16 protein-coding genes are annotated in these 16566 nt (G+C 47.0%); 12 read left to right on the top strand and 4 right to left on the bottom strand.

Annotation, left to right across the window (positions count from 1 at the left end; genetic code table 11):
• The first annotated feature begins 29 nt into the window (after positions 1-29).
• Positions 30-326, top strand: a complete 297-nt coding sequence (locus HW560_RS00160; RefSeq protein WP_090893663.1) for a WXG100 family type VII secretion target — start codon at positions 30-32, stop codon at positions 324-326.
• A gap of 102 nt (positions 327-428) precedes the next feature.
• Here HW560_RS00160 and HW560_RS00155 read toward each other — a convergent pair whose 3' ends face one another.
• A complete protein-coding gene (locus tag HW560_RS00155; protein ID WP_179261380.1) occupies positions 429-959 on the bottom strand; it encodes a hypothetical protein in 531 nt (176 codons plus the stop codon).
• A 148-nt stretch (positions 960-1107) separates the two neighbouring features.
• On the opposite strand from HW560_RS00155, the gene HW560_RS00150 reads away from it, so the two are divergent.
• The 3 genes from HW560_RS00150 to HW560_RS00140 all read left to right on the top strand — a co-directional run bounded on the left by HW560_RS00150 (position 1108) and on the right by HW560_RS00140 (position 2583).
• A complete protein-coding gene (locus HW560_RS00150; RefSeq protein ID WP_090893672.1) occupies positions 1108-1473 on the top strand; it encodes a hypothetical protein in 366 nt (121 codons plus the stop codon).
• Positions 1474-1669: 196 nt separating this feature from the next.
• A complete protein-coding gene (locus HW560_RS00145) occupies positions 1670-1999 on the top strand; it encodes a hypothetical protein (RefSeq protein WP_090893675.1) in 330 nt (109 codons plus the stop codon).
• Between the two features lie 17 nt (positions 2000-2016).
• Entirely contained in the window at positions 2017-2583 is a 567-nt protein-coding gene (locus HW560_RS00140) for a hypothetical protein (protein WP_090893677.1), read from the top strand.
• 106 nt (positions 2584-2689) lie between these two features.
• Here the strand turns inward: HW560_RS00140 and HW560_RS00135 are convergent, their stop codons facing one another.
• The 3 genes from HW560_RS00135 to HW560_RS00125 are packed head-to-tail and all read right to left on the bottom strand — an operon-like array spanning position 2690 to position 6448.
• Positions 2690-3853: a Ger(x)C family spore germination protein gene (locus tag HW560_RS00135; RefSeq protein WP_090893680.1), complete on the bottom strand. Its 1164-nt coding sequence runs from the start codon at positions 3851-3853 to the stop codon at positions 2690-2692.
• On the bottom strand, positions 3850-5355 hold the full coding sequence (locus HW560_RS00130) for a spore germination protein (RefSeq protein ID WP_090893683.1): 1506 nt from the start codon (positions 5353-5355) through the stop codon (positions 3850-3852). Before HW560_RS00130 ends, HW560_RS00135 begins: the two co-directional genes overlap by 4 nt.
• Positions 5312-6448, bottom strand: a complete 1137-nt coding sequence (locus tag HW560_RS00125) for an endospore germination permease (RefSeq protein ID WP_179261378.1) — start codon at positions 6446-6448, stop codon at positions 5312-5314. The genes HW560_RS00130 and HW560_RS00125 overlap by 44 nt, the downstream gene beginning before the upstream one ends.
• A gap of 196 nt (positions 6449-6644) precedes the next feature.
• Between HW560_RS00125 and HW560_RS00120 the strand changes: the two genes are divergently transcribed.
• The 8 genes from HW560_RS00120 to HW560_RS00085 all read left to right on the top strand — a co-directional run bounded on the left by HW560_RS00120 (position 6645) and on the right by HW560_RS00085 (position 16556).
• Positions 6645-7538 carry an NAD(P)-dependent oxidoreductase gene (locus HW560_RS00120; RefSeq protein ID WP_090893687.1) on the top strand — a complete coding sequence of 298 codons (894 nt, stop codon included), beginning with the start codon at positions 6645-6647 and terminating at the stop codon, positions 7536-7538.
• 247 nt (positions 7539-7785) lie between these two features.
• Positions 7786-8517 (top strand): nuclease-related domain-containing protein, encoded by a 732-nt coding sequence (locus HW560_RS00115; RefSeq protein ID WP_090893689.1) that lies wholly within the window; start codon positions 7786-7788, stop codon positions 8515-8517.
• A gap of 343 nt (positions 8518-8860) precedes the next feature.
• Positions 8861-9760: a hypothetical protein gene (locus tag HW560_RS00110; RefSeq protein ID WP_090893691.1), complete on the top strand. Its 900-nt coding sequence runs from the start codon at positions 8861-8863 to the stop codon at positions 9758-9760.
• A 176-nt stretch (positions 9761-9936) separates the two neighbouring features.
• Positions 9937-11715: a cache domain-containing sensor histidine kinase gene (locus HW560_RS00105; protein ID WP_179261376.1), complete on the top strand. Its 1779-nt coding sequence runs from the start codon at positions 9937-9939 to the stop codon at positions 11713-11715.
• 46 nt (positions 11716-11761) lie between these two features.
• Positions 11762-12838, top strand: coding sequence for a response regulator (locus HW560_RS00100; RefSeq protein WP_090893695.1), 1077 nt, complete (start codon positions 11762-11764; stop codon positions 12836-12838).
• Between the two features lie 143 nt (positions 12839-12981).
• Positions 12982-13953: an ABC transporter permease gene (locus tag HW560_RS00095; RefSeq protein WP_090893697.1), complete on the top strand. Its 972-nt coding sequence runs from the start codon at positions 12982-12984 to the stop codon at positions 13951-13953.
• 15 nt (positions 13954-13968) lie between these two features.
• Positions 13969-14838, top strand: coding sequence for a carbohydrate ABC transporter permease (locus HW560_RS00090; RefSeq protein ID WP_090893698.1), 870 nt, complete (start codon positions 13969-13971; stop codon positions 14836-14838).
• A gap of 62 nt (positions 14839-14900) precedes the next feature.
• Entirely contained in the window at positions 14901-16556 is a 1656-nt protein-coding gene (locus tag HW560_RS00085) for an extracellular solute-binding protein (RefSeq protein WP_090893700.1), read from the top strand.
• Positions 16557-16566 lie beyond the last annotated feature (10 nt).

The raw sequence follows: 16566 nt of genomic DNA, 5'->3' as shown, positions 1-16566 counted from the left end.
ATAGAAGGACTAACGGGAGGAAATGAGAAATGGGCAGAATATCCGTATCCTTGTCTGATTTAAGAAGGGCTGTTCAGCAATGTGAGCAGTTGCAGCAACGGCTCATGCAGCAGGAACAGAAAATGCGCTCCATTCATGGCCGATTGCAGCAGGACTGGATCGGTACATCCGCAACAGAACTGTCACACAGAATGCAGTCATTTATGGATGGGGCATCTGCAAAGCTGAATGAACTCGAAGCTCATAAAGAAGAACTGATGCGATTTATTCGTAAAATGGAGGAAGCGGACAGAGAAGATCGCAGGGATCGCAGCAGGGTACAGTAACACCTCTTTACAAGAAAATAGTTAGATAGGAATGGACCTTCCCATCTAACTATTATGGTTTTTTTCTATATAGAGCAGCGTCATCCAAGTAGCTGATTCGGATTAATGTGTAGCTGACTTAGACTTGTTCAACGTTTGAATCTTCTCTTGCATGTACTGGTGGTAATCGCGAAAACTGCTGATGTGGTGCAAAGAATCGGAATTTTCCGACTGAATCTTAATTTTTCCATCCTGAGGCAGTTTTTTCATCTCAGCAACCACTTGTTTCGAGCCTTGAATATCTCCAGCCATCTCCTGAATTCGTTGTAACAGTGTTGGATGGCCCTCATGTTGCAGCATTTCAGCGAGCGGTCTCATTTCCTCCAGCTTCTGGGTGGATCGTTCAAGAGTGGTCATTACTTTGTCTTCATCCATGCTCGCATTTAGCGAAACCATGCGATGAATATGATCCTTTTCCATCCTTTCCAGCGCTTCCAGATGGGAAGCCTCCAGTCGTTTGGGATCGCTCCAGCTCTCGGTTTGAACAGTATCCTTCTGCTGCGAAGCATGGTTCATATTGGCATTGCCACAGCCCCATAACAGAGTCGAGCAAGTTAACACCGTTCCAACGGCGATGATGCTTTTTAACCTCATGTTGTCACTCCTTATATAATTTCCTTATGGTAGTATGAACCGTAAATTGGTAATTATGCATGCAAACCAATGGATCAGAAGGTCCAACTTTTTAGCATAGGTATTGTTTATAAAGTAAAAGGGTTGCTTGTTACAAAGGAGGAATCTCATGAAACTGTACACCAACAGCATCTGGCGATGGAGCACAACACTGTTGTATCCACTGCTAATGTTTTTAGATAGGAGTTGGACGGGGCAGCCCCATCCATGGTTCGCGTTAACCATTGCCATTGTGTTTTGTTTTCTATGGAGTGGGGTGAAGGAGTTATTCATCTCTACCGGATTGACCTGGTTTGTTGCCATCCCGTGCTGGTGGTATTTCATTGAGCTTCCCAAACCATCGTTTGGCGCAGAGAATTTTGCCGCTCATCTGTGGCTGATCGTGCTGATTTTTATATTTGTGGTGCTACTGCCACAGACCCTGATACTGACCACACGCATGCGAATAATGGAGTACTATAGGCAGAACGGATAATAGTCTGATAGGCGGTCGCTGCCTAGGGGGAATATGATAATTTAACATCATTAATGACTTCCTAACCTGTATGGTTGGAGGTCTTTTTATTAATCAGCAAGGAATAAACTATTTATAATTCCATATCTATCCTGTAAAATCTTCTGATAAAGGTTATTCACGTTGGGCGATTACGTTCAGGCAATCAGGAGGGCATATGAGCAAGAGGAAGAATGAGAAGTTATACAATTATTTATTATTATTTTTAGTTTTGTATGGAGTTACTTTGTTTATTTGGCCTATGGCTCTTTTTGGACTTGGTATGTCCTTATCGGCACCGTATCCACACACATATGATACTTCCCGTGATCTATTGGTTAAAATTCTTTTCACCTATCCTTTAGGCGTATTATTCGCGATTTTTTATTGTGGGATCAGTTACGAGAACGGGCGATATAAAGCCCCTTATTGGGTTGTTCATGTTCCATTACTTTGGCCTGTTGCATGGATCATAGTCGAATACTTAGGATTGAAATTTAGCTTTTAAAGAAAAGAGGATTGCATATGACACGTAATCGAAAACGGGGAGCATATGTGTTATTTATTATAGTATTTGTAGCGCTTCTCCTCTTGATTCGATCATGCAAGCCAGAAGAGTTCGCCCCCCTGCTAGCCAGAAATAACATTCAACCTGAACAGGTGAGGGTGGTAGCACCCGTCGATTCAAGAACTCACTTGGTTTTATATCAGGACACCCAGACTGAGGGTATTGCTTCTGCCTTGATTCAGCAAAGGAAGTGGTCTTCAAAAGTAATAAAATCAGAAAATGTCCTTGAGGACAATAAGGATGAGCCAATATCTTATCGTCTGACGGGATACCAGTATTCTAATGACAACACGTGCTATATTATATACGGATATATCCACAATCCGGACATAATCAGATTACTTATCCACTATAATCCGAATTCTCCGGTTGCGGAAGTAGAGGCAGGGATCCTTGATCCCTCTGATCAGGGGAGGTTGTGGTTTGCTGTAATTCAGCAGCCAATAACGGAAATGCAGATGGACATCCGAGGGCTCGATAACGCTGGCAATACGATCTACTCATCCCTGGATAACGAAGATTAGAAGATCACATGAATGTTATTTAAAATCTCATCTCCCTACCAAAATAATCGAAGCATCAACCAAACAATCCCCTAGTCCGTTTCATACGGCAGGGGATTTGTTATGGCTACACTTTCCTACGGAATTTACCCGTATATGGAATGGTAATATGAATGTCCAGCTTCTGAATGGAATCTTCCGTCAGGATCATCTTTGAGCCGTTGTTGGACAGCTTGCGCCACAGACCTGGATTTTTGCGATAAACCTTCTCCTGAAGTCCATAGACATCGACCCCGCGTTTCAGACCTTCGCGATACGTTTGCATGATTTGCTCCCGCAATGTCTTCTCGCTGAATCGGACCATCTCGTCATAGGAAACAGGGGTGAGATATTCATACAAAGCGGTCAGGTACTTGGCATCGATGTTGAAATGAACCTCATTCCCACGAATGACAGGCACAATTTTGATATTAGGCAAACCAACGCTGAGCACACCATAGACGGTTCCTTCGTTCTCAATAATCAATGGCGCACGACGCATATCCTTAAGTAACCAGTGAAATCCAGAAAGCTTGCTATGGGGCAAATATTCAAAATCATCCCCGGTTCTTTCAAAAAAAGCACCGTCAATCATAAACAGTTCATAATTCTTTTTGTTCTGCGACCAGTGTTCCTTGTTCAGGGTGATACAAGGCAGATAAGTTGTCGTGGACGTATTGTTATGGGTGGCAATGAGTTTGAAACTGAGCACTGGAGGAAACAGCGATTCTTCCAGAAATGAGGGAAGAGGGTTGTGCAGAATGCTATCCAGTGGCGACAAATTGTATATGGACGTGGCACTAAGAATATTTTCTAGTGGATCGCGCGTGCCGTACACCCAGGTGGTATAACGTGATTCCGGGAAACGTCCAAGCATGTCAAACACTTCCTTAATATGCTTGCTTGTCAAGACACTTTCGCCCATGACAATGGCTGTCACATGGCCCCAAGCAATATGCAGCTGGGAACTTCGGAACAGCTCGTTTACCGCCAGATTCAATGTTTTCCCTGATGTATGTCCAACCCACACGGGTGGAGCCTCCGCCGTTTTGGTTGAACTTTCGCTTTTGGCTACACTGGTAAAGTCCATGCTCTGAACATACATATGGTACAACCCATCCTTATACTCGATCCCGATCGCTTTCGCATAATCCACCTGTTGAATTTCATATGCACTCCAGCACCCACTGGTCACGAAACAAAGAGAGACACTTAACGCTCCAAGCAACCATCGCTGTAAAAGGCGCTTCATCGCTCATTCCCTTCTTTGCGCGGCTCCTGCGTTTCGAGATAGACAGGTCTGCGTTTCATCCATCCTTTCGGAAGTTTGAACAAGGAGGCGAGTGCCTGTTTGAAATTAAGCGGACTGAGCGGCGTGAGATAAGGAATCCCGAACGATTTCAGATCGGTCAGATAGATCAGGAACAGGATAATGGACAGAATGAACCCATATATGCCAAGGGATGCCCCCAGTACAAAACAGAAAAAACGTAGAATCAGAACAGAACTGGTCATGACCTGATTCACAATCGTTGCTCCGGCCACTACGGTTACAGCAATGACGACAATCATGAGCGGGGAAACCATGCCTGCACGGATGGCCGAATCCCCAATAATCAATCCGCCAACAACGGTCAGTGTCTGACCAATGGCGCTGGGAAGCCTCACCCCTGCTTCCCGGAATAGCTCCATCAGCAGCATAATGAGAAACATTTCCACACCAGACTCCATAGGTAAACCCATGCGCCCAACCGAAATCGTGGCTACTAGAGGAAAGGGTAGCTGGTCCATGTGAAAAGAAGTCAGCGCAATATAGAAACCAGGCAAGAACACGGTTATTAATAGCCCGATAAAACGCAGCATACGGCCCACATTCACCGGAAGAAACGGGAAGCTGGCATCCTCGGGGGATTTGAGAAGCAGAAACAAATTGACGGGTCCGATGATGACGCTGGGATTGCCATCCACGATAATGACGAAACGTCCGTTCAGAAGACATTCAGCCGCAAAATCAGGTCTGCCCGTGTAATGGGTTACCGGAAACAATGTGACTTTGGAAGGGGACAATAATTCCTCTAGTTCATTGGCCGTCATAATGCGTTCGATATCGATTTTGCGCAGCCTATTCTTCACATCATCAATCAGCTCGGGATTGGCAATGTTCTTAATATACATCAGGGCGACTTTGGTCACGGAGCGAGAACCAATTAATTCAATATTACAGGCTAATTCAGCCGTACGCAGGCGTGTACGAATTAACGCAATATTAACTGATAGTCGTTCGATAAAGCCATCTCGTGCCCCGCGGATCGATACTTCCGTAGTGGATTCATCCGGCGACCGTGTAGGAATGTTGGATATATCCATGCTCCACATCTTCTGGATGGAAGGAATGCAGATGAGCATGTGTCCCTCAAACACCCGCAAGGACATGAGTTCCTTTCCCAGCGGATTATTCTGTATGTCTATACTTGTCCATTGCAGGGTAATGGACTTCTCGATATCCGATGCACGAACAAAGTGAGTACTCTCGTACGTTCGGGTCAGTTCGGGAAGAATAATATCATATATGGATTTGCTGTCGACCATACCGCTGCAATACACGATGACAATCTGCTGCGGAGATTCCCCAATCATATGGCTGCTGGTGATCACATCGTCTGAACCTGCAAAAAACGTCGTCAGATTATGCTCATTGATTCGGAATGGTTCAGCCAGATGGGGGTTCTTCTTTGGTGTGGTTGTGAGCGGCATGGGCGGGAGCCTCCTTGTCTTTTTTGTGTATGAATGCGGCGAGGGTCAACAGGACTGTTACCGTGGATACATAGGCCAGCATCACGGGAAATTGAATATGGTTTACATAATAGTCAACGTAATCAATTCTCCACCACTGTACAGCTATGGCGCACATGATGAAGGTGACAATTAGAACGGCAACGTACCTTTTCTTTGGTCTACGAAAATCGAGCAGATCGACGATAAGATAGATGGAGATCGCCACTCTGGCAAATGAACCGCTTAGCCATTGATAGATGGACAGGAAGTCCACGTGCTGGAGCAATTTTCCTATATTCACCAGCTTCCATTGTTCATAGGGGCTATTTCGTTGTTTTGCTGCTTCCTCCGGACCGAACTCAACGATGGCTCCCAGCGTTGGGCCAATTGCCATACTGAGCATGAATAACCCAAGCAGCAGAAGATGCCACCAGCGAATTTTACTTTTGATATCGTGTTGGAACAGCATTAATATCCAGATTTCCATCAGTCCAGCAAGCGAATAGATCATGCCCCTTAGAACGGGGCCGGAACCATATTCCATGATGGGAAACAACTGACCATAGTCTTTATATTTCATGTTGGCTGACATCACGAAATATCCAAGCAGGATCACGAATGGAAGCAGAAGACTTGAAGTCATGGCAATGGAACGGATACCTTTGGCAGCCGCCCAGGCAGCAACCAGTGCACCCACACCTGCGAGCACATAGGGTGGGGTGAATTGAAGATAGGTGGATACCGTCCAGTTTGTTGTTTCATATAAGGTATGTGATCCAAGTGCAAGCAGCATGAGTGAGGCAGTGATACGGAAAACCCATGAAGGAATTACGCCAAATTCCCGCGTGATCCAGTCCGTCAAACGCTGTCCGCGTACCCGCCGGATAATAACGAACATCATACATAGAAATAACAAAAATAAGGGAGCAGCAGCGACTACCGATAGCCAGCCATCTCTGCCTGCATAATCCAGGATCGCCGGAATGGACAGCACATGGCACACGAGGCCTGCACTTAACAAAATGATGGAAAAGGACAGCCAAATCGTGATTTCTCCCTTTTCACGGCTCATGGGAATTCTCCTTTCCGTTCAAGGAAGTTTCCGTTAGGTTGTACAGGAAATGGATTTTCGATTCCTGTTTTATCTTTTTGAACAATAGAAGACGAAACAAGATAGACGGAAGAGACAGAAAGCATTAACATACAGATATAGCAAGTTTAGAAGACAAGCTCCAAACGAAGTATAGAGAAATAGGAGGAAACCTGCGATGACAAATACAACGAAGGCACCTGGAGAGACGAAAGTTGGCTTTATCGGTACAGGCGTAATGGGCAAAAGCATGGCAGGGCATATCCAGCAGGCAGGCTATCCACTGCATGTCTATACGCGCACGGCCGCCAAGGCGGATGCGCTGGTGAAGGAAGGTGCCGTATGGCATGACACACCAGGCAAACTGGCAGCCGAGTGTGATGTCATCATCACGATGGTGGGGTATCCGAAGGATGTTGAGGAGATTTATCTTGGTGAAGATGGTCTCGTGGCCAACGCGAAACCAGGCTCGTACCTGATTGATATGACCACATCCAGTCCGCTGCTGGCTGCACGGATCTATGAAGCCGCGGAAGCGAAAGGACTGCATGCATTGGATGCACCGGTTTCCGGTGGGGATATCGGAGCAAGGGATGCCAAGCTGTCCATAATGGTTGGTGGTAGTACGGAGGCTTTTGAAGCGGTTCGTCCGTTGTTCGAGCAAATGGGCACTAACATTGTGCTGCAAGGCAAAGCAGGAGCAGGACAGCATACCAAAATGTGCAACCAAATCGCCATTGCTTCAGGCATGATGGGTGTATGCGAGGCACTCGCTTATGCCAAGACATCCGGTCTGGACGCGGAGAATGTGCTGAAGAGCATCGCTACCGGTGCAGCCGGGAGCTGGTCACTTAGCAATCTCGGTCCGCGCATGATCGCAGGCGATTATGAGCCTGGATTCTATGTGAAACATTTTATCAAAGACATGGGTATCGCTCTCGAATCTGCCAAAGCTATGGGGATGAAGACACCAGGGCTGGCCTTGGCTGAGTCCTTGTATCAGGAAATATCCAGCAACGGTCTGGATGAAAAGGGTACGCAGGTGCTTTACACCTATTATTTACAGGCTTAATCCTCACAACCAAGACAACAGCGTGTTCTTTTTCTTCAATAGAAAGGAATACGCTGTTTTTTTTAAAATTCCCCTTCTCGTATGCGTCTAAAGTCACAGTATTGGTTAAATATTGGTATATACTTTAGTTGAACAATGGATTGTTGGTCCTCTTCCCTTTATTTTTGCCCCTCTTTATCCGACATAAGTAATAGAAGTATACATAATGGATGTGCGAAACCCACACTACATAGAACGGAGCTTGCCCATGTTCAAAAAAATCCTGTCTCTGTTCAAGTCACAGCCAGAGCTCGCGAACCAGATATCAGCTTCCGCTTCATCTTTACCGTCAACGGCCCCCATTCCCACACGTATGGTCCGTAGTCGTCGCAAAACGAAATCGGACGGAGATTGGACCCGTCAGCCCGAGGAACCAAGCACTGCCCAGCAGCTGCATGCTCTTCCGGGTGAATACAAAGTGCTGAACGACTTGCTCGTTGCCAATCCCAAGTCTCGCTCGGGTTACTCATCGATTGATCATGTCGTTATCGGTCCACGGGGAATCTTCGTGATTGAGACACGAAACCTGACGACAGGTGAGATTCGTGGCGGCCGAAGAGAGGCCAACTGGACAGTCAGCAGCAGCCGAATCAAGATGTACAACCCACTGATGCAGCACCGAGGGCATGTGGAGGCCATTCAGGCACACCTCGGTGATTATAAAAGAGTTCGTCTCGTCTCTATGGTGACCTTCACCAATCGCTGCCGGATCAGTGTTGATCCAGCTGTGCGGTATGTTAATTCGGATGAACTGATTATCTATGATCATGAATTGGTGGAGACCATCCTGCGCAAAACGGAAAGGCTTGAGACCGAAGTCCCCGAAACGTTGTATAAGGAACAGGATATTCAGGCCATCTACAACATGCTGTCCGCAGTCAATTCCACGGATCCCCAGATTCGGGCTGATCATATGGAGAAGGCCAAAGGCATCAAATAAGAGGAATCGAACCTGCAACCTGCTGCATCATTCATACGGCGATGAATTGAAAACGAATAATGCAGCTTACCGAGCGTGCATATCAACACGGTTATCCTTTCATGGATGACCGTGTTTTTTGTTCTCTCCGTAAGTGAGAATAGGACTGACGGAAATACAGCATAAGCATGCAGGCACAATGTCTTATACACCCAGTATTTAACTTATGATAGAATAAAGACCAGATTATATAGTAGTCTATCTATGTTATCCGAAAGAATGTTTATGGAATGAACTATTCATGGATTGAAGTAGAGGTTAATATAACACAGGTACATACATAAGATAAGGGGAAGATTACACAATGAGTTGGAATCATAGAATCAAGATGTTCACGGCCATTTTCAGCTTGGTTGCCATATTGACTGCATGTGGCGGTGGGGCGAAGGAAGCAACGATGAAGGAGTCTGCTCAGGATGCTGGCACGGTGGCTACAGCGACCAATAGCTCGGACACGTCAACGACTGACACGTCCGCAGCAGATACCAATGCTGAAGACTCTGCGGGCACCTCCTCAACTTCCGATACAGCGGGGTCTTCGCCTGAAGAAGGCAAGATCGGAGTGGACTCTACACTGGAGGAATTGAAGCAGAAATATGCAGACAAGCTTGGCTATATCCGTGTCCCGCTTAACGATCATCCGGTACGCAGGGTAAGTGAAGAAGGCTCCAAAAATATTAATATCGCCAACTACAGTGATGCGGTAGTGAATATGAACACAGGTATTCCCATCCATTCCGATTCACAGCGTTTGATCGATGATGCCTTTCCTTTTTTCACAACCGTTCAGGCACCGGAAGTCTCCTATGTATCATGGGAAGAAGCAACCAATCTGGAACGTGCCATGGTAAAGACGTTGTTTATCTCTCGTCAGGCGCTGCTCCTCACGGAGGATGCCATGAAGAACAAGGATTACACCAGTCAGTCCTTTACGGACTCGATGGTATTTTTCAAGAATGCAGCGGAGTTCGACTCCATGGCACCTGTCGCGCAGCATACGTATGACATCACTTTAACGAAACTTTACGATAAAGCACGCGAGTCGTGGGCCAAACTGGCTGCAATAGATCCGGAACAGGACGAAGCCGCATTTGCTGAGAAGTATACGGAAGCCAGAACAGAAGCGAATAACGTGATGGGGCTGCTGAACATTTTGCTGTCCACCAATGAAGAAGAACGTATGGAGCAGACATACGGCAAATAGTCATCTATGGAAAATACTGTTCTGACAAATGTTCATACGGCTTATCCTTCATAGAGCAGGTAGAAACTCTGACTACCGTCAACACGGGGTCAGGGTTTTTCTGTTGTTTTACATAGGGGTATGATATCTTTTTTAAGAATAAAGTGGTGCGGGACAAGGGTGAGGTGCGAAGAGTGATGAGATGGATTCAGTTATGTAAACGCTTTAAATTCAGAACAAAACTGATTTTGTTTCTGTCGGCGGCGACTGTATTGATATCAGGCATCACGGGGTTAATTACTTATCGCATACATATTTCGCTGTTTAATGAGGAAGTGAGTCGCCAGTATAGTCTTACCGCAGAACAGGTACTTGCAAGACTCGATTCCAGGGTGCACGACATGTATAAAGTGACGGACTACATTACGCTGAATCCCTCCGTGAAAAATGCAATTAAGGCGCAGGCTGCGGGCATTTCCTCCTATGATCAGATGAAGCTGGAGGAGGAACTGGATGATCAGTTGTATCAGGTTCGTCTCGATGCACCGGAGATCATGGGAATTCGAATCTATGATTTGAAGGGGAACATATTTAATCTCGGTACGTTTGCCGGATCGTTCCAACAGATGGACCCCTCATATTTGGCTGAGATGGTCCATAAGCTGGAAGGGACGGGAGGAGAATATGTATGGAACCGTCTGGATGTAGATGCTTTTCTTCAGGAGGAAAAATCCAACTGGATTCTGGCAGGGCGCTTAATGCGTTCTGTTGATCTGGAGACGTATGGGGTCATGTTGATCCTCTTTAATACCTCTCTGTATGAATCCTATCTTAAGGACCTACGTCTTAATGAAGATATTGCCGCGTATTTGTTGGATGCAGATGGGAAACTGGTATATGCGTTTCATAATCAAGATGCAGACCCACCACCGCTTACACAACTAAGCATGGGAGCAACCGAGATTAGGGACGAGCAGGGAACCGCTCATTTGTATACAAAACAAACGTCGGACAAAGCCAAGTTCACGTTAATCAGCAAAGTATCCTTGGCTCAGATTCAGCATAAGGGCAAGATTATCGTAAAGGTTGCTGTATTTTCTGCGGCAGCCACGGTTCTGTGTTCGTGGATCATTATTACCATCATCAGCCGCAGGCTGCTGCGTCCACTGGCCAGTCTGGTTAACGCGATGAAAAGAGTGCGCGACGGACAATTCGATACACGCGTTCAGATTCAGACACAGGATGAGCTGGGCTTCATTGGAGAACGATTCAATGCGATGGCATCACGGATCGATACGTTGATTCATGAAGTCTATGAGCGTGAATTAAGTGAAAAGCAAGCTGAGCTCAAGGCTATACAGGCCCAGTTGAATCCACATTTTCTGTATAACACATTAAGTATGTTCTTCTGGAAGTTCTATATGCTTGGAGATGAGAAGTCGGCGCGTCTGGTTACGGCCTTGTCCGAAATGCTGCAATATACACTGGAGCCAGTCCAGCGGTTGACTACCCTGCAGGATGAGATGAACCAGATTGACCATTACCTGCAGATTCAGCAGGCCCGGTATCAGGAGGCCTTATCGATCGAGATTTCTGTTCCTTCTGAACTGCTACGTTGCCAGGTGATTCGGCTGCTGCTGCAACCCATTGTGGAGAATGTGTTTGTTCATGCCTTTGCGGACAAAAGAGACAATCGTCGTCTCGAGATTCGCGTCTTCCGGTACGCGGGAAATGATGCAGAATCGGACATGCTTATTCTGGAGATAGCCGATAACGGATGCGGGATGGACCCATCCATGATGGATCGTATTTTGGCACCTTTGGCACACGCTGATGAGGAGCGTCAACACATTGGCATGCGAAGTGTAATCAGACGAATCGAACTGATTCATGGCGACCCTTATGGTGTGCAGATCGAATCCACTCCTGAAGTGGGAACGCTGGTGCGGCTTCGTTTGCCCTATCAGGTAGAATAGGTTGCTGGAAGAGAACAGATAACATGCTGAGAGGAGAATACATCCATTGAATGGACGAATGCTCGTAGTCGATGATGAAGCGATGTTTCGGCAAGGATTAATACATCTGGTTTCCAATAATCCACTCGGGTGGGAAGTAGTTGGTGAAGCTGCCGACGGAGAAGAAGCGCTGCAAGCCGTAAACAGTTGTACACCGGATCTAATTATTACGGATATCAACATGCCGGTGATGGATGGCTTGGACTTGGCAGAACAGATCCATGATCGTGGTCAGGACATTATGATCATTATTTTGACGGGCTATCGGGAGTTTGAATATGCACAGCGCGCCATCCGTTATGGTGCTATGGAGTTTCTGCTCAAGCCCTTCTCTCTAGATGAGGCCTGTCGTGTTCTTCGCAAAGCGCATGAGCGATACTGCCAGCGGCAATCCGATAACCGAATTAGGGAACAGTACAGTCTGGTAGAGAGATCGGATCGATTGCGTGATGAGTTGGCAGCATTCTTGTTGAAGCAGCAGATGCAGCAAATGGCTGCACGGATAGATGAACTGTTCAGCCATGCATCCCGGATGCCTCTCCCTGAATGTAAAGCCGAGATTCAGCTGCTCATGAAAGTGATGACCGATCTGTTAGTGCAGCAGTTCCGTGTTCAGCAGTTTGCGAGTGTCGACAAGTTCGGCCCAGATCCGTTGCTCTGGATTCATTCGGTAGCGGAAGTGATGGCTTGGGCACGCTGCAAAAGAGAAGAATGGCTTGGTATGCTGGTCCGGCTTACGCAGGAACAACAGGATCATGTGGTCACACGGGTCCTTCAGTACATCGAGATGAACTATTCCAGCAATTGTAATCTTCAAGCGGCAGCCGCGCATGTTCACGTGACCCCCAATTATCTCAGTCACCTGTTCAAAAAAGAAACCGGTCATGGCTTCAGCCAGTACGTCAGCAAGCGTAGAGTGGATAAGGCGAAGTTACTGCTGCACAGTACCCGGCAGAGCATGGCGGACATTGCTGAACAGACCGGGTTCGATAACTCCAGTTATTTTACAACCGTGTTCAAACAGATAACCGGGCTGTCGCCCCGCGAATTTCGCAAGCAGCCGAGCCATGAGAGCAGCGAGTAGAAGCTGTTACCGAACACAGCCCCACGATGTGGGGTTATTTTGCGTAGAAATTTAAAAAAGGATCGTTAAATATCGAATGTTTACGCTTACATTTATATCTAAAATACAACTATAGACATCCACAGCAGAGAGGAGTGATGAACATGAAGGGAGAGCTGGCCGCAGGGCCGCCAAGGTTGGAACCGCCAGAAAACGAAGTGAGGCAGAGAATCCGGCAGCAGCGGCTTCGCCGTTTCAAGACGAATATTCCGCTACTATTGATGTTTCTTCCGGTGATCCTGTTTTATCTTATCTTTCGTTATGCGCCGATTGGGGGGCTGGTCATCGCCTTCAAGGATTATAACTTCTATGACGGGCTTTGGAACAGTCCATGGGTGGGCTTTCAACACTTTCAGACCTTGTTCAGCGATCCGCGCACAGTGGAGATCATCCGTAATACTCTATTTCTCAGTCTGCTTAGCATTATCGTGGGTTTTCCGATCCCGATTATTCTGGCGATCATGCTGAATGAAGTGAGAAACATGGCGTTTAAGCGGACCGTGCAGACCGTGGTGTACATGCCGCACTTTTTCTCCTGGGTCATCATTGCAATGATGATCATGACCGTATTTTCACTGGAGAACGGAATTGTGAACCGATGGGTGGAAGCCTGGACGGGAGAGCCGTATCCGTTCATGTACAACAAAGGCTCTTGGATCGCCGTGTTTGTCGGGTCAGGTATCTGGAAGGACATGGGCTTTAACGCGATTATTTTTCTGGCGGCACTAACGACCATCGATCCAAGCCAGTACGAAGCTGCACAGATGGATGGGGCGAGCAAGATGCGACAGATCTGGCACGTAACGCTTCCGGGCATTCGCTCCACCATTATTTTGCTGCTTATTCTGTCGATGGGGCGCGTGATGGAAGTTGGATTTGACCAAGTGTATATGCTGCAGAACTCTAACGTGAACGAGGTTGCTGATGTCATCAGTACGTATATTTATCGCACAGGTCTTCAGGGAGCGCAGTTCAGCCTGACGACGGCCATGGGATTATTCGAATCACTGGTCGCGTTTATTCTCATCTATTGTGCCAACTATATTGCACGTCGATTTAACGAAGGTTTGTGGTAAGGGAGGCGGAGCAGAGTGAGAAAAACACGAGGAGAACAAGTCTTTTATATGATCAATTATGTGTTGTTAACATTGGTAGCCATCAGCTGTATCCTGCCCCTTCTGAATATTGTGGCTTTGTCGTTGAGTGATGCGAGAGCCGTTGTATCCGGTAAAGTAGGGCTATGGCCAGTCGACTTCACCTGGTTTTCCTATCACAGTCTAATGACTGGGACGCCAATCCTGAATGCGTTCTGGAACAGTGTCGAGATTACGTTAATCGGTACGGGGCTGAGTATGGCTGTTACGATTATGGCGGCGTATCCGCTGTCGCGCAGGCATTTTTACCACCGCAGGTTTTTTACGATGGCGATGGTATTCACGATGATTTTTAACGGCGGATTGATTCCGACTTATCTGGTGGTGCAGAACCTTGGGCTGGTGAACAGTTATGGTGCACTTTGGCTGCCAGGTCTGGTAAGTACGTATAACATGCTGATTATGAGATCGTATTTTGAAAATCTGCCAGGGGAAGTGGACGAAGCTGCACGCATCGATGGATGCGGAGAGCTCGGATTGTTATTTCGGATCGTGCTGCCTCTGTCCAAACCGTTGCTGGCGACCATTGCTCTGTTCTATGGTGTAGGGTACTGGAATTCATTCATGAGTGTGATGATTTATATCAACGACACCTCTAAGTACAACATGACTGTATTGGTCCAAAATATGATTATGTCCAATCTGAACGTGCAGGATTTTACCGATCCGACGATGATTTCGAATCTAACGCCAGAAGGCATTCGGGCAGCGGCCGTAATCGTGATGGTCATTCCCATTTTGGCAGTGTATCCATTCTTGCAAAAGTACTTTGTTAAAGGGGTCATGCTGGGCTCCATCAAAGGGTAGTGCAGGCTGCAAGCCATTCGCTTATTTCATTTCACATTATATAAGAAAGAGGGTCTGATCTTATGGTGATATCCATCAAGGCATGGATGAAGTCCGGTCTTGTTCTGGGCTTAATCGGCGGAATACTGGCAGGGTGTTCAGGAGGAAGTGGAAGTGAGCAGGCTGAAGGGGAAGGTGCGCGCGGCAATATAACGTCGACGATCTATGATCGGGGCGCCGTACCAAGCGGTATGGGAACGATTGAGGATAACATGTGGTCCAAGTGGATCAATGAGAACGGCCCGGCCAATGTCAAATATACGGCGGTTCCCCGCTGGGAATCGCAGTCCAAATTAAACGTGCTGTTTGCTTCGGGCAGTGCACCAGATGTTATTTTTGAATTCGGAACGCCTATTCGGAATACGTTATTTAATCAAAAACAACTGATGCCGCTGGATGAACTGATTGAGAACTCCAGTGTGGAATATAAAGCGCTGATGGAGAAGTATCCACAGTTAAAGAAAGCTGGGATCAAGAGCGATGGCAAGTTATATGAAGTAGGCCGAATGAATGAGGTATTTCCGCTGACCAGTTTCTTCATTCGTGAAGATTGGCTGGAAAAGCTGAACCTGGAGGTGCCGACGAACGAAGCAGAGATGCTGGCGGTCGCCAAGGCATTCACAGAGAATGATCCGGATGGGAACGGTGCAGACGATACTTTTGGAATCGGAGGTTTGCAATTTGGGGACACTGCGGGATTATTCCGCTACATGTACAATGCCAATTGGGTGAACGTGGAGGACGGGGAGATCGTTGTTGGCCCCAATCACATGAAGGAAATGACGGCGTTTAAGCGGGCATTGTTTGAGGCGGGGGTAGTAGACAAGGATTTTCTGACCGACAAGGATGGAGCTAAGTCCAAACAGGATTTCCTGAACGGGAAAATAGGCATGTATGCCGCAATGACGGCTGATTACACTGGATTTGCGGCCAAGGAACTGGATACGCTCATGCAGAATGTGCCTGATGCCAAGCTGAAGGTCATTGCCCTGCCTTCCACATTGGTGGGTCAATATACGATGGTATGGAATAACCCGGTGCAGATGACGGCCGTTGTGAATGCCCGTGCCAAAAATCCGGAAGCCGTCATTCAATATATTGATTTTCTAACCAAAACCGAGACAGGCCGAACGGTCAAGAACGGGTTCGAAGGCACTCATTATACGTTGAACGAACAGGGCTGCCCGCGTATATCTGATCAGGAAAAGTACAAACAGGAAATAAGCTGGGCTGGTGATTACGCGATGCTGTACAGCCGCCTGGAGGAAGGCAAATGCGGTTACACCGAAATGCTGTTTAGTGAGGAAATCCCTTCCCAGAAGGAAGGACTTCGCCTCTTCAAGGAAGCAAGGGAAGTATACATGAACGATCTGCCGGTGGGTGAAGGCGTTACCCACTCAGAACATATGCCGCAGCTGCCCAAAGAGCTTCAGGTGAAGCTTACCAATGTGACGACAGCCATTAATGATATTTTCACCCGTTCCATTATCAGCGGTAGTAAGTATACAGTTGAGCAGGCTGCTGCAGAAGCGCAGCAAAAGTGGGAACAGGGTGGTGGCCCGGAGATTGAAACATGGTACAAAGACTGGTGGAGCAAAGAAAAGGACAATGTACTTGTCTGGGATGATTTCTATGAAATCTATGAACAGCAGCAAGCCGATTTCAAGAAGTCTGAGTAAAATAGCTGGG

Origin of the sequence: Paenibacillus sp. E222 (assembly GCF_013401555.1) — a bacterium.
GTDB lineage: Bacteria > Bacillota > Bacilli > Paenibacillales > Paenibacillaceae > Paenibacillus.
Note: the sequence above shows the minus strand (reverse complement) of the source record. Positions and strands in the feature narration are given on the sequence as shown.

What these genes read in the sequence shown, in the direction of transcription:
- HW560_RS00105 (WP_179261376.1), top strand. Translation starts at nt 9,937, where the DNA reads ATGAGATGGATTCAGTTATGTAAACGCTTTAAATTCAGAACAAAACTG.
- HW560_RS00155 (WP_179261380.1), bottom strand. Translation starts at nt 959, where the DNA reads ATGAGGTTAAAAAGCATCATCGCCGTTGGAACGGTGTTAACTTGCTCG.
- HW560_RS00095 (WP_090893697.1), top strand. Translation starts at nt 12,982, where the DNA reads ATGAAGGGAGAGCTGGCCGCAGGGCCGCCAAGGTTGGAACCGCCAGAA.
- HW560_RS00120 (WP_090893687.1), top strand. Translation starts at nt 6,645, where the DNA reads ATGACAAATACAACGAAGGCACCTGGAGAGACGAAAGTTGGCTTTATC.
- HW560_RS00125 (WP_179261378.1), bottom strand. Translation starts at nt 6,448, where the DNA reads ATGAGCCGTGAAAAGGGAGAAATCACGATTTGGCTGTCCTTTTCCATC.
- HW560_RS00150 (WP_090893672.1), top strand. Translation starts at nt 1,108, where the DNA reads ATGAAACTGTACACCAACAGCATCTGGCGATGGAGCACAACACTGTTG.
- HW560_RS00140 (WP_090893677.1), top strand. Translation starts at nt 2,017, where the DNA reads ATGACACGTAATCGAAAACGGGGAGCATATGTGTTATTTATTATAGTA.
- HW560_RS00160 (WP_090893663.1), top strand. Translation starts at nt 30, where the DNA reads ATGGGCAGAATATCCGTATCCTTGTCTGATTTAAGAAGGGCTGTTCAG.
- HW560_RS00135 (WP_090893680.1), bottom strand. Translation starts at nt 3,853, where the DNA reads ATGAAGCGCCTTTTACAGCGATGGTTGCTTGGAGCGTTAAGTGTCTCT.
- HW560_RS00115 (WP_090893689.1), top strand. Translation starts at nt 7,786, where the DNA reads ATGTTCAAAAAAATCCTGTCTCTGTTCAAGTCACAGCCAGAGCTCGCG.
- HW560_RS00130 (WP_090893683.1), bottom strand. Translation starts at nt 5,355, where the DNA reads ATGCCGCTCACAACCACACCAAAGAAGAACCCCCATCTGGCTGAACCA.
- HW560_RS00110 (WP_090893691.1), top strand. Translation starts at nt 8,861, where the DNA reads ATGAGTTGGAATCATAGAATCAAGATGTTCACGGCCATTTTCAGCTTG.
- HW560_RS00085 (WP_090893700.1), top strand. Translation starts at nt 14,901, where the DNA reads ATGGTGATATCCATCAAGGCATGGATGAAGTCCGGTCTTGTTCTGGGC.
- HW560_RS00145 (WP_090893675.1), top strand. Translation starts at nt 1,670, where the DNA reads ATGAGCAAGAGGAAGAATGAGAAGTTATACAATTATTTATTATTATTT.